We start from the raw sequence: 12,231 nt of genomic DNA on the forward strand, positions 1-12,231 counted from the left end.
CAAGGCTCGCGTGACTTGTTACTCGCAGAAAATGCCAATCGAATGCAGAGGAAACGTCATGACCATCTCGAAGATGACCGTTCTCGCCATCGCACTCACGATGACATTCGGGACAACCGCCTACGCCGCCACGATGGAAGAGTGTGACGCGGGCATCACCGAAATCAACACGAAGATCACGAGCCAGCAGGGTGTTGGCGAGGCCGCGCGCATCGAGGCGCGGAACCTCTCCACGCAGGCGTCCAACGCCCGCAACAGCGGCGACTATGACCGCTGCATGGCGCTCGTCGACAACGCCAACTCGGTGCTGGCGAAATAGCGGATCCGGATCACGACCGTGATCCCGCGCGCGGCCGACCGAGACGCCGGCCGATCAGGAAAGGGTCAGGGGGCAGGCCCATGCCCTCTGATCGCCGGGACTTCGGGATGACCTCGCCGGCCGGCAACCTGCCTCCGTCTCAAGCCCCGCATGCGCGTCGCTTGGAGAAGTAGCGACATAGCAAGATGAGGATCGCGAGGTTCACGAGCGGCGCGGCGAGACCGGACACGAAAAGCGCCCAGTCCGGCAGCCCCTCGAGGAAGAGGACATTCCAGGGCAGGCCGAGCGGAAGCAGGAAGACGCCGGCCAGCGGGTCGCGCTCCTGTCCGAAAAGGCCGAGCGCGCCGATCGCGAAAAGCGCGAGCGCGCCGAAATAGAGGATGGCGAAAAGCCCGATCAGTGTCCGACAGGTGCGTGTCACGGTCTCAACAAGCCTTGCCGCGCCGATGCGCAAGGACGAGCTTACGCTTTCACGAAGACGCGCGCGAGACGCGTTCGCCGGTGAGGACCGGGCGCCGGAAAAGGCGCGAACACCGAGGCTGGAGGAAGCGATGCTCACTATCACCGAGGACGATGCCCACCACGCGCTGATCGTCGAGCCATCGGGCGAGCTGACGGCGGACGATTTTTCCCGCTTGTCGGAGCGGTTCGAGACGATGGCTCACGCGGACGACCGGCCGCCGAGCCTCGTGATCCACGCCAAGGCCTTCCCCGGCTGGGCGAACTTCGCGGCCTTTCTCGATCATGTCCGCTTCATTCGCGAGCATCACCGGCGGATCGGCAAGATCGCGCTCGTCTCCGACGCGACGATCCTGCACCTCGCCCCTCACCTCGCCCGCCATTTCGTCTGGGCCGACATCCGCCGCTTTCCCGAGCACGCGCTCGCCGAGGCGCTCGACTGGGTGGCGACGACCGCCGATCCGGGCGGACAGGCGGTCCTGATGACCGGCCTCCCCGATGACGTGCTGGGGCTCGACCTGCGCGGCGCCATCACCGCGCGCGACTATGCCGACACGATCGTCCCCGCGGTCGAGCGGATGCTCGCCCGGCACCGGAAGATCAAGCTGATCTACCGCATCGGGCCGGAATTCACCTCGGTGACGCCGGGGGCGATGTGGAGCGACGCGCGCGTCGGCCTCTCCCATCTCAGCGCCTTCTCGCGCATCGCCGTCGTCTCCGACAAGGAGTGGGTGCGCCTCGCGACACAGGCCTTCGCCCCCTTGATCCCCGGCGAGGTCCACATCTTCCCGGCCGACAAGCTGGACGAGGCGAAGGACTGGATCGCGACGCCGGAGCCGGCCGACGCGCCCGCGGACACGACCGGCACGTCCTGACGGCGCGCCGATCTCGCCCGCACCGGACGGGCTGCGGCCCCCTGCCCTCTCCGCCTTGAGCTTGGACGGATGCTCGCCCGAGCATTCGTGAAATTCCTGCGCGCCGCTCCGCCGCCGGGGTGATCCACATTTTGACGTTGCCTTCACGCGCAACCGCCGGTGACCATCGCGTGGCGCGCGTGCCGGTCTCCTCATTGTTGTGTCCGGCAACAAAGCTGAACAATTGCAGGACTTTGCACGCCTTTTACGGCACGGGACCGTCGCGATTGTTTCCGAACGCAGGCAGAGTTTTTTCCGGGCCACACGCGGCCCGGCCCCCGATCAACCCCTTCAAGACACCGACATCGACATGGCCACGACACCCGACCCGACGACCACCCCCGGTTATTTGACGCTGCATCGCGACATTCTGCTCAACGCGGATCTGTGGGGCGATGAGCTCACGATCCTCGCCGCGAACTTCGGGTTCGAGGGGATCCAGGGCATTCCGGGCCTCCAGTCGGGCAACTACCAGACGGCCGTCGATGCCGGCGCCGGCATGAACCTCGACTATGCCGATCTCGACCCCGCGGCACCCGCGCGCAACATCACCTCGGCCGCGTCCATCATCGGCGTCGTCGGCGCGGGCTTCGGGGCGGTGGTCCAATATGCCGACGCGATGCCGATCGAGTTCTCCTTCCCGATCCTCGCAAGCACGCTTGACCCGACCGACTTCGCCATCACGCTCAACACCGGCGAGGTGGTGACCCCCGAGGCCGCCGCCCTCAACCCCAACTACGACTTCAACGAGCGCTCCACGGTCGTCATCTTCGGCGAGTTCGGCAACCGCCTCGCGCCCGGCGAGGAAGGCGCGGTCTACCCCGTCAGCGTCTCGATCGTCGCCGACGACACGCCGCTGATGGCGGTCGGCCCGAACGGCCCCGTCTCCGCCGTCGGCCTCACCCGCGAGAGCTCCAACCCATACGTGGACGAGGGCGGCCCGCAGCTCGTCGGCGCGAAGCTCACGGCCTTTTCCGAGGTCGGCGACTTCGCCCCGACCGGCATGGGCGCGGTCAGCGTCAATGACGGCGGCGCCCTCTATGGCGACGATGCGGACTTCCGCCTCCGCCTCTTCACCTCCGGCGGCTTCTCGCCCGACGGGGTGAGCGGCATCATGGCCGACCAGTTCGCCGACTTCTTCCGCCTCGAGGCCGTCACCCTCGAAGGCGAGACGGTCGTCATCTCCGAGGTCGGCGTCGACTACGATCTCGGCGTCGGCACCATCCGCGTCGTCGGCCTCGCCGAGGTGGGTGCGCCGAACGGCGGCGACGACCCGGCCTATTATGTCGAGGATCACGACAACCAGTTCGACATCATCCTCGCCGGTGACGAGGCGGCGATGCGCCTCCTCACCGTGGTGGAGATCCCGACTTCGGACGTGGAGGGCTACAGCGACCTCTACAATCCGGGCGGTCCCGGCCGCACCCCGACCGAGGGCGTCATCTACACCGAGCGGGCCGCCGCACAGCGCATGACGATCGACGTCGCGCTCGACGATCCGGCGACGGTCAGCTACGCCGCGCAACATCTCGCCGACTACGACCTCGCGGACGGTCTCGCCGTCGTCTTCCAGCTCATCGACCCGGAGGACGGCACGCACGTCTATACGGCGAGCACCAACGAGGCGAACACGCTGCTCGGCGAGGGTTATGAGGAGGCGGGCGTTCCCTTCTCCAGCGAATGGGGCGGGGCAACGCCGCTCTCCATCACACGCTTCTACAATGCCGAGGCGAGCGACTACATCCTGACAGCCGACGCGGACGAGATCGCCGCCCTCTCCGACCCGGCATCCGGCTACGTGAACGAGGGCGTCGTCTTCTACGGCCTCGCCGCCGAGGCCGACGGGGCGAGCGCCATCCACCGCTTCTACTCGGCCGAGCTGAGCGACCATTTCTACACCGCCGACTATCGCGCCGGCATCCGCGCCGGATACGAGTACGAGGGCATCGCCTGGTACGCGGTTGACCTCTCCGCCACCGGCGCTGCGCCGCTCGTCGAGATCGGGACGCCGCGGGCGGACCTTCTCCTCGGCGGCCCGGAGGACGACTGGCTGAACGGGCTCGGCGGCGCGGACAGCCTCTATGGCGGCGCGGGCGACGATGACCTCTTCGGCAGCCGCGGCCACGACAGCCTGAATGGCGGGCCGGGCGAGGACGCCCTCTTCGGCGGCGCCGGCCGCGACACCCTCTCTGGCGGCGACGATGCGGACCGTCTTTCCGGCGGCGCGGGCCACGATCTCCTCGACGGCGGCGACGGCGAGGACCGCCTCTCGGGCGGCGAGGGACACGACACGCTCATCGGCGGCAACGATAGCGACACCCTCGCGGGCGGCGCGGGCGATGACAGCCTCCTCGGCGGGGCGGCGGACGACACCCTCGTCGGCGGCACCGGTGAGGACACGCTGCGCGGCGGCCAAGGCGACGACCTTCTCGCCGGCGGACCGGACGCCGACCGCCTCTTCGGCGGGGCGGGCGACGACACGCTCGTCGGCGGAGAGGGTGACGACACCATGGTGGGCGGCGACGGGGCGGACACCTTCGCCTTCGGCCGCCATTTCGGCCACGACACAGTGACCGACTTCACCCTCGGCGAGGACGCGCTCCAATTCGCGGTCGACCTCGAGACGATCGAGGTCACCGACACCCCGCGCGGCGCGCTGCTGACGGTCGAGCACGGGCACGACACGGTCCTCGTCCTCGGCGTGACGGCGGAGGAGATCCTGGAGACCGTCCTCATCTGAGGACGGCTCCGAATCACCGGGGCAACAATCGGGCGGACCGCGGGCGAAAACCCGGCGGCTCGCCCCGCTTCATTGCGGCAACGCGACTGGGCCGTGCGTAACGGTCTGCCGGGGCATCGCATCGGCTTGGTTCGCCTAGAGGATTTGTTTATTCATCCCACAACCCGTGCGGATGAAGGCGACCGTGACCAAAGGCGAAATCCAACCGGCCGCGCGCCCCGGCGACGGCGCCTTCGTTGCGGCCCAGATTGCCGAAATCCGGCACCACCCGGCCCTCCCCGCGGCGATCGACGCCTTCTTCCTCTCCATGACCGAGCACCAGAAGGCGCAGCGCGTGCGCCGCTTCGTGATCGGTGACCGGGGCCGCCGCCTCGCCTTCTGGGCGGCCCTCTATCTCGACGCCGAGAGCCGCCAGCAGCTTGGCCCCGGCCTCACCGTCAACCGGCTCTGCGACGTCCTCCAGGCGCACGGCGACATGAGCCGCGGGCGGGCGCGGGCGATCTTCCACCTCCTGCGCCATGTCGGCTTCATCGAGCGGGCGGGGCCATCGGAGGCCGGTAAGCACCAGGCGTTCCGGCCGAGCGAGCGGATGCTGCGCATGGCGACCGACCGCCTCGCCCTCTTCTTCCGCGCGCTCGCCGAGGTCTCCCCGGTCGGCCGCAGCGCCCTCGCCGCACTCCAGACGGACGGCTTCTGCGCGCTCTTCTTCGCCCGCGTCGGCAAGCTCATCGTCGACGGGATCCGCCCGCTCGACCGCGAGCCGCTCCTTGCCGAATTCGTCTCGCGCGACGGGGGCGAATACGTGCTGATGCACCTCTGCCTCGCCCATTCGCGCGCCGATCCGGTGGCGCGGCGGAAGGGCATCGTCTTCAACATCACCGAGATCGCGCGGGCGACCCACACCTCGCGCCCGCAAGTCTCGCGGATCATCGCGGCGGCTGCCGAGGCGGGGCTCGTCGCGCGCCCCTCGCGGGCGGAGATCGTCGTCGCCGAGCCGCTGCTCGCCGCGGTCAATGACGCGATCGCGGCGACCTTCACCGACCTCGCCGCGATCACCGAGGTGGTGCTCGCGGATCTTCCGGCCCTGTCGCCCGCACGCTAGCGCATTCCGTGCACGTCCGAGTGCGGACACGCTGCTCCGGAACATCGCTGGTGAGCGACTCTCGCGCCGCGCCCACAATGCGAGGTGGTGCAAAGTCTGACGTTTGGGTTGACCGCCCGGCCTGCTAGCCGGTCCGAACGACCATTCCAGCCTCCAGGACCGACATGCGCGCCATCCTTTCGACGACCCTGATCGCCCTCACTCTCGCGACCCCGGCGATCGCCGCCACGCTCAGCCCGACCGCGGAGAAGATCCTCGCCGCCGTTCGCAGCCAGAACGACGTCAACGCGATCTGCAAGGACCGCGGTGCGCTGAAGTCGGCCGTCCAGTCGGCGACGCGCTCGCTGATGAACAGCGGCGCGATCCAGGGCATGCCCCGCTCCGATGCGCAGGCCGCCGGGAAGTACATCGCCGACAATTGCGGCCAGCTCTGATCTCCGTCGGGCGCGCCGCGCCCGGCCAACAAAAAAGCGCTCCCAAACGGGAGCGCTTTTTATTTCGGCTATCACCGGCGGCGAAGTTGGGCCGTCGCAAATACCTGGGGCACACCCCCGCTCAATCCGGATCCGATCGAGCGGGTAAGCATGCTTGCTTCATGCGATTGCTTTTCGCTCGGGTCACACGGCGAGCGCGTTAGAGAAGCTCGACCTTGCCGGTCGCGATGTCGTAGACGCCGCCGACCACCTGGACCGTCCCGGCGGCGACCGCGTCGGCGACGATCGGCGTCGCGGTCTTCAGCCGCTCCACGTTGTAGCGCACATTCTCCGCCGTCGCCGCCTTCAGCGCATCCTCCGGCTTCTCGGCGAGCGCCTTCTCGACGCCCGGCTTCAGAGCGTTGACGAGGCCCGGCAGGTGCCCCGGAAGCTCGGTGCCGTTCTCGATCACGTCGATGGTCGCCGCGATCGCGCCGCACCCGGAGTGGCCCAGCACCACGAGGAGCGGGATCCCGAGGACGGCGACGCCGAACTCGATGCTCGCGAGCCCATTCTCATCCACGAAATTGCCGGCAAGACGCACGACGAACACCTCGCCCGGCCCCTGGTCGAACGCAAGCTCCGGCGCGATGCGCGAGTCGGCGCAAGAGACGAACCCGGCGAACGGATATTGCGCCGCCGCACGGCTCACCCGGTCGGCCGAGAAATCGACATTGCGCGAGACGTTGTTCACGTAGCGCTCGTTGCCGTCGACGAGGCGCTGCAGCGCTTCGGACGGACTGATTGCGTTCGGCGCGGAGGTGGAGGACTGCGCTGCCGCCGGCGTCACGAAGCCGCCCGTGAACGCGGCGGACGCGGCGAGCGCCCCCGTGCCCAGGAGTACGCGGCGGGTGAGGTCAGTCGGGTGATCGTTGCACATTTATTGTTGTTCCCGGAGTCTAGTTTTGGACGTCGAGATTACTCTATTCCCCAGGATTTTCACAGGCGGAATATTTGCCTCTCCAGAAATCAACACCGCCGCGAAAGCAAGACCAGCATATATAAAGTTGCGATGAAATTTAGATCATGTTTCTGCGAAAATCGGTGACACCGATAGTGCCTTCGCATCCGCAAAACGAGGGCCGATGATCGCATCGCCGGTCGCGGCGTGGTCGGGAAATTGCCACCGCGCGGTCCCTGAGGCGAACGAGATTTGGTCTGTCGCACCTGACGCGCGACAGCCGCGTCCGGACCGAAGCGGCCCGAGCCGGCGCGCACGGCGCTGACGAGGACGCTTAAAATCCTCGCCAGCGCCTTGGTGGGAGCGCGTGGCGCGTCCCGTCAGATCAACAGGATCGACAAATCCTCAAGGCCATCGAGCAGCGCGTCGGTGTCAATGTCGTCGAAGATGTCGCTGAGATCGTCGTCATCGCTCCCGTCGTCTCCGCCGTCGTCGCCGCCATCATCGCCCCCGTCATCGTCATCGTCGGAGCTGTCGGGCAAGTTGTTGGCGATGATGCCGACCGAGGTGCCCACGATGCCGACGCCGCCGGCGACGTCGGTGTCGGTGTCGTCGCTGCTGTCGGTCGCGGCGAGCAGCATCAGAGGCGGCGCATCGCTCGCGAAGGTCGAGGCGCCGAGCGGGGCGTCTTTGAGGTCGAACGAGACGACGATGTGGCTGGAGAAGCGGTTGGTGTGGGTGAGCGCATCCTCCAGAAGGGCGACCAGGAACGCCTCGCCGTCGCTCTGCGGCGTCGCGTGGTCGGCGAGGTAGGTGTTCACCTCCTCGATCGTGAAGACGCCGGTCGCGTCCTGCGGGGTGTCGAAGTTGATCGTGTCCTCGCCGTCGGTGAGGTTGTAGATCGTGCTGACCTCCTTGAGGTCGACGACGACGTTCCCATCCCCGTCCCGGTAGGATTCCATCCCGTCATTGGTCGGCAGCAGCACCGATTCCACGAGCCCGTCGCGCAGGAAGAACCGGTCCTCCCCGCCGCGCCCGACATAGATGTGCTCCACTGCGCTCGCACGGTCCGCGAGCCAGGCGGGGACGCCGAAGACGTTGGTCCCGCTGTCGCCGGCATGGGCGACCGAGACGCCCAGAAAGCGCGCGATGGCGATGTCGAAGAGCCCCGGAACCACGAAGGGTCCGGTGTTCTGAACGGCATGGTGGTCGGGGAAGGTCTCCGGCACGTCGCTCAATGTGCGCGAAAGAGCCAAATTGTGATTGCCGAAAAAGAAAGTCGCGATTGGATGAAAAGATGCCATGGAATGCCCCGCCTGCTCGATCGGATTTAACTTGTCATTCGTCGGCAGGATTACATGGCGGATCGGTGGTTGCAATTATCCTATAACAAAGATGCCTGAATGCGCCGCCAGACGGGCCGTAGCTGATGGAGAATCCACGTATAGAGGGCGACGGGCGCCACAGTCCTCGCGGCGGGCGGCGCGCACCCCGCGCAGCTTTTCGCGATGCGCGGCCGCAAGTCTTCGTTGATGGTGGCGCGCGATACCCGACATGCCGGGGCCGCGACGTCTTGCGAAGTCGTCGGTCGCCCTGCTACCGAACATCGGCAGGACGAAAACGTGGCTGATTTCGCCCGCAAGGCGAGCGAAAAGCCCAACGATTTCAACGATGCGGGCGTGATGGAATGGTAGACATACCGGACTTAAAATCCACCGCAACGCGTTGATAATGCTGGGCAATCGGTCTGAAATTGGCTAATCGCGCGCCCTTTAATTTCAAGCGGTTAGGACCGAGTGGCTAACATCAAACCCGTCGTCATCAGCACCTTCGCTGACCGAAGCGAGGAGCAGATGCGGGTGACGGCCTAGCACCGACAAATCGACCTCGAGCAGATCATCGCGGACCTCGGAGCCGCTACATGAAGTCAATCAGGGAAGTGGGTGCGCCCGTTCGCCTAGCCACAGTGAGAACATTGTGCCAACATTCCCGACGATTCTAAGGGAGCTCTCGCAGCAATGAACGTCGCAGGGTTGTTCGCGGGAATCGGTGGGTTTGAACAGGGCCTCGCCTCCGCCGGACACGACACCCGATTCCTCTGCGAGATCTGGGAACCCGCCCGCGCGGTCCTGCATTCCAGATTTCCACAGGTCGAATTGGCCAGAGATGTCGCCGAAGTTAACGATCTCCCCGAGGATGTCGAACTGGTCGTAGGCGGATTTCCTTGCCAAGACCTAAGCCAGGCGGGGAAAACCGCGGGGATAGAAGGTTCCCGTTCGAGCCTCGTCGGCAACGTTTTCCGCCTCCTCGATCGTCGCCGGGCGCCATGGGTAGTCCTGGAAAACGTTTCCTTCATGCTGCACCTGGATCGAGGCCGTGCGCTGCGCATGCTGGTCGAGGCCTTCGAGGAGAGGGGCTATCGCTGGGCCTACCGCGTCGTGAACTCCCTTTCTTTTCTACCCCAACGCCGCGAACGTGTCCTTTTCGTTGCAACCACAACGGACGTCGACCCTGTATCGGTTCTCTGCGCCGACGACGTCGTCCCGCCCGACCAGGTGACCACACTCGGCACGCACGCCCATGGTTTCTATTGGACAGAGGGAGTTCGAGGTGTCGGCTGGGCGCGCGATGCAATCCCAACACTGAAGAACGGGTCCACAGTGGGCATCCCCTCCCCTCCGGCGATCCTCTTGCCTGATGGTCGCGCCATCACACCGGACATAGGTGACGCGGAGCGCCTGCAGGGTTTCTGCGCCGGATGGACGTCGCCAGCCGAAAATGTCGGTCGCGCCTCGCTGCGATGGTCCCTCCTCGGCAACGCGGTCACGGTGCCAGTCGCCGAGTGGCTCGGCGGACGGCTCGCCGAGCCGGGCGCTTACGCCATCGAGCGCGATCGGCCACTCCCGCAAGGCGCCCGTTGGCCGCGTGCCGCTCGTTCCGACGGCAACACACGTCACGCTGTTGATATCGGCGCTTACCCGACCTGGCAGCCGCGCCCGCGGCTCGCCGATTTCCTCGAGGCTGCCGGCAAGCCTCTCTCAGCGCGGGCGACCCGAGGTTTCTTGTCACGCGCAGAAAAGAGCACACTACGATTTGCACCCGGCTTCCTGGAGGGCCTCAGACGGCACCTCGCCGTGATGGAGACGGGCGGATACATCGCCGGGCCTGACGCGCTTCTCGCCGCCGAGTGAAGCCCGAGACGCCGCCAAACACCGCACGCAGCGCCTTGATGGCGCGAGTGCGGCAACGTGGCACCAAGCCCGAGCTCGTCGTCTCCGAACTGCTGCGTCGCATAGGGTGTCGCTACCGGCTTAACGTGCGCACTCTTCCAGGCTCACCCGATTTCGCCAATAAGGCGAGACGCTGGGCCGTCTTCGTGAACGGCTGCTTCTGGCATCACCATAAAGCTTGTCGGCGCGCGACGATCCCCGGAGCCAATCGCCCCTTCTGGCTGGAGAAGTTCGCTTCCAATCGCCGCCGTGATGCGGCTGCGGCAAGAGCGTTGCGGCGGCTTGGCTTTCGCGTGGTCGTGGTTTGGGAATGTGAGACTGCGGATCCTGGGCCACTCTTCACCCGACTATCAGAGATCCTGAAACCGAGTGGCGACCGCATTCGCGAGCCGGTGGATCATTGAATTGTAGTGGTAGTTGTCGCCCGGCTGCGGCGCCGGCGGCGCTTCTACGAGAAGGACCGGAGAACCGTCGTTCGCGCAGTCGACCACAACGATTGCGAGCGCGTCGTAGCCCTCGTCGCCCACCTTGGCGCGCCGGGGTAGCTGGGCGGCCTTGGCAATGGCGAGGCCGGCGGCGCGAGGTTGGTCGTGCCGGATCTCCTCCGACCGGGTCGGGCTGCGATACTGGGTCGCGATATTGACCATCGCGAATCCGGCCGCGATCGCCTCGGCACTCGCACCATGCACAGTTCGGTGCGAAGAATTGAGCTCGTCGTAAAAGCGCGGCAGGGCTTTCTGATGCTCGGTCATGCACGCCTTCGCTTCCAGGGCGAGGATCACACTGCCGACGGGTGCCTGGTGAAGCACCGGCAAGGCCGCGAGCTCCGCCTCCTCGGACGTCGCTAGGTCGACACCATAGGTCTCGACCAGCGATGCCAACGTCTTGCGCCCCACATCGCCGGAAGAGGCAGGAGTGCAAAGCACCAGGTCGAGATCCTTTTTCCGATCGTGCACGTAGTCGCGCATCTCGTGATTGATGCCGAAGCACACACGGCCCGCCGCAACGTGACGGCGCAATACGGAGCTCGTGCGAAGGAGATCGAAGACGACGCCCCAGCAAGCGACCTTGGAGTGGTGGTCGCTTCGCGGATGGTATTGCCAAGCGAGGCCGTCCTTGCCACTCCGCCGCGTAGGGTGGCTGAGGGTGCGAGCGAGGATTTCAGGCCCGTACATACGATCGCTTTCGTATCACGACCAATCACGGGTCGCGCAACCATTCAAACTGGATTCGTGGCGGGAGGAAAAGGAAGGATTAATGGAGCGCCTACTCGGAGTATGGGAGCCACATTCGGCTCGTGCCAATCGAGGTCGTATCGGAAATGCGACATGCCTAAGCAGCCGTTCTAGGCTTCCCAAAATCGACCGCTTTTACGAGCCCTGTGATGCGTCAGTGGTAGTGCTCGACCCGCAAATACGGATCCGTGATGGCGCGTTTCGCTCCCGCGATACAAGCGGTGACACCACCATGCCTGCCCGTTAGCCTCGCCTGAACGATGAATCGGATGTTGGCCAATGCGGTCGCCAGCAAAAGGACAGATTGATGCTCTCTGAGGAAATCGAAAACACGCAGCGCCTTGTTCGCACTGATGCTTATCAGATGTCGATTGGTGAAATCGTTAGCATGCATGAAAATGAAGAGATTGTTATAGATCCAGAATTCCAGAGATTATTTCGCTGGGATATTGGACAAATAAAAATTAATCGAGTCCCTTCTTCTTGGTATACCAATACCATCTATCTTTGTGTTTGAAAAAGATGACGGACGATGGGAGTTGATTGATGGACTGCAACGAATTTCAACAATTTTAGAATTCATGGGGCTTCTGAGATCACCTGATGGAGGGCTACATTCTCCGTCTATACTAGATGCAACTAATTATTTACCGTCCCTTCACAATGCAGTTTGGGATAAATCCAATTTAATCGTTGATACGCCTCTGGTTGATCAATTCCCTCTTAGCAAGACGCAACAACTCGCAATTCGTCGGGGACGTATTGGCGTTGAAATACTGAAGAGACCCAGCGATGACCAGACAAAGTATGACCTTTTCCAGCGGCTTAATGCGGGGGGGGGGGGGGGGGGCCACAAAA

General features: G+C 65.0%; 13 protein-coding genes and 1 pseudogene. 10 read left to right on the forward strand and 4 right to left on the reverse strand.

The genetic code is table 11. The features are described from left to right. Nucleotides 1-58 precede the first annotated feature (58 nt). On the forward strand, nucleotides 59-319 hold the full coding sequence (locus DBV35_RS12630; protein ID WP_108660464.1) for a hypothetical protein: 261 nt from the start codon (nucleotides 59-61) through the stop codon (nucleotides 317-319). 139 nt (nucleotides 320-458) lie between these two features. Here DBV35_RS12630 and DBV35_RS12635 read toward each other — a convergent pair whose 3' ends face one another. After that, the gene (locus DBV35_RS12635) at nucleotides 459-740 is read right to left on the reverse strand and encodes a hypothetical protein (RefSeq protein ID WP_108660465.1); all 282 of its coding nucleotides are present in this window, start codon (nucleotides 738-740) and stop codon (nucleotides 459-461) included. Between the two features lie 130 nt (nucleotides 741-870). Here DBV35_RS12635 and DBV35_RS12640 point away from each other — a divergent pair, with 130 nt between their 5' ends. The 4 genes from DBV35_RS12640 (at nucleotide 871) to DBV35_RS12655 (ending at nucleotide 5,968) form a co-directional block, all read left to right on the forward strand. Next, the gene (locus DBV35_RS12640; protein ID WP_170134914.1) at nucleotides 871-1,653 is read left to right on the forward strand and encodes a SpoIIAA family protein; all 783 of its coding nucleotides are present in this window, start codon (nucleotides 871-873) and stop codon (nucleotides 1,651-1,653) included. Between the two features lie 349 nt (nucleotides 1,654-2,002). Further along, on the forward strand, nucleotides 2,003-4,432 hold the full coding sequence (locus DBV35_RS30530; protein ID WP_170134915.1) for a calcium-binding protein: 2,430 nt from the start codon (nucleotides 2,003-2,005) through the stop codon (nucleotides 4,430-4,432). Nucleotides 4,433-4,616: 184 nt separating this feature from the next. Beyond that, nucleotides 4,617-5,534: a hypothetical protein gene (locus DBV35_RS12650; RefSeq protein WP_157961710.1), complete on the forward strand. Its 918-nt coding sequence runs from the start codon at nucleotides 4,617-4,619 to the stop codon at nucleotides 5,532-5,534. Between the two features lie 164 nt (nucleotides 5,535-5,698). Next, nucleotides 5,699-5,968 (forward strand): hypothetical protein, encoded by a 270-nt coding sequence (locus DBV35_RS12655; protein WP_108660468.1) that lies wholly within the window; start codon nucleotides 5,699-5,701, stop codon nucleotides 5,966-5,968. Between the two features lie 199 nt (nucleotides 5,969-6,167). Here DBV35_RS12655 and DBV35_RS12660 read toward each other — a convergent pair whose 3' ends face one another. After that, the gene (locus DBV35_RS12660) at nucleotides 6,168-6,887 is read right to left on the reverse strand and encodes a carbonic anhydrase (RefSeq protein WP_108660469.1); all 720 of its coding nucleotides are present in this window, start codon (nucleotides 6,885-6,887) and stop codon (nucleotides 6,168-6,170) included. Nucleotides 6,888-7,288: 401 nt separating this feature from the next. Further along, a complete protein-coding gene (locus DBV35_RS12665; RefSeq protein WP_205648589.1) occupies nucleotides 7,289-8,164 on the reverse strand; it encodes a hypothetical protein in 876 nt (291 codons plus the stop codon). 252 nt (nucleotides 8,165-8,416) lie between these two features. On the opposite strand from DBV35_RS12665, the gene DBV35_RS30205 reads away from it, so the two are divergent. The 3 genes from DBV35_RS30205 to DBV35_RS12675 all read left to right on the forward strand — a co-directional run bounded on the left by DBV35_RS30205 (nucleotide 8,417) and on the right by DBV35_RS12675 (nucleotide 10,542). After that, a complete protein-coding gene (locus tag DBV35_RS30205; protein WP_157961711.1) occupies nucleotides 8,417-8,602 on the forward strand; it encodes a hypothetical protein in 186 nt (61 codons plus the stop codon). 324 nt (nucleotides 8,603-8,926) lie between these two features. Then, entirely contained in the window at nucleotides 8,927-10,099 is a 1,173-nt protein-coding gene (locus tag DBV35_RS12670) for a DNA cytosine methyltransferase (RefSeq protein ID WP_108660471.1), read from the forward strand. Then, nucleotides 10,096-10,542: a very short patch repair endonuclease gene (locus DBV35_RS12675; protein WP_281262227.1), complete on the forward strand. Its 447-nt coding sequence runs from the start codon at nucleotides 10,096-10,098 to the stop codon at nucleotides 10,540-10,542. The genes DBV35_RS12670 and DBV35_RS12675 overlap by 4 nt, the downstream gene beginning before the upstream one ends. On the opposite strand, the gene DBV35_RS12680 is transcribed toward DBV35_RS12675, so the two are convergent. Then, on the reverse strand, nucleotides 10,489-11,313 hold the full coding sequence (locus DBV35_RS12680; protein WP_108660472.1) for a hypothetical protein: 825 nt from the start codon (nucleotides 11,311-11,313) through the stop codon (nucleotides 10,489-10,491). The genes DBV35_RS12675 and DBV35_RS12680 overlap by 54 nt on opposite strands. Nucleotides 11,314-11,680: 367 nt before the next feature. Between DBV35_RS12680 and DBV35_RS31055 the strand changes: the two genes are divergently transcribed. Together DBV35_RS31055 and DBV35_RS31465 are read left to right on the forward strand one after the other, a co-directional pair. Next, nucleotides 11,681-11,890: a hypothetical protein gene (locus DBV35_RS31055; RefSeq protein WP_205648590.1), complete on the forward strand. Its 210-nt coding sequence runs from the start codon at nucleotides 11,681-11,683 to the stop codon at nucleotides 11,888-11,890. Further along, nucleotides 11,883-12,231, forward strand: a pseudogene (locus DBV35_RS31465) (DUF262 domain-containing protein); the annotation flags it as partial. The gene DBV35_RS31055 and the pseudogene DBV35_RS31465, both read left to right, overlap by 8 nt.

Source organism: Acuticoccus kandeliae (assembly GCF_003073115.1).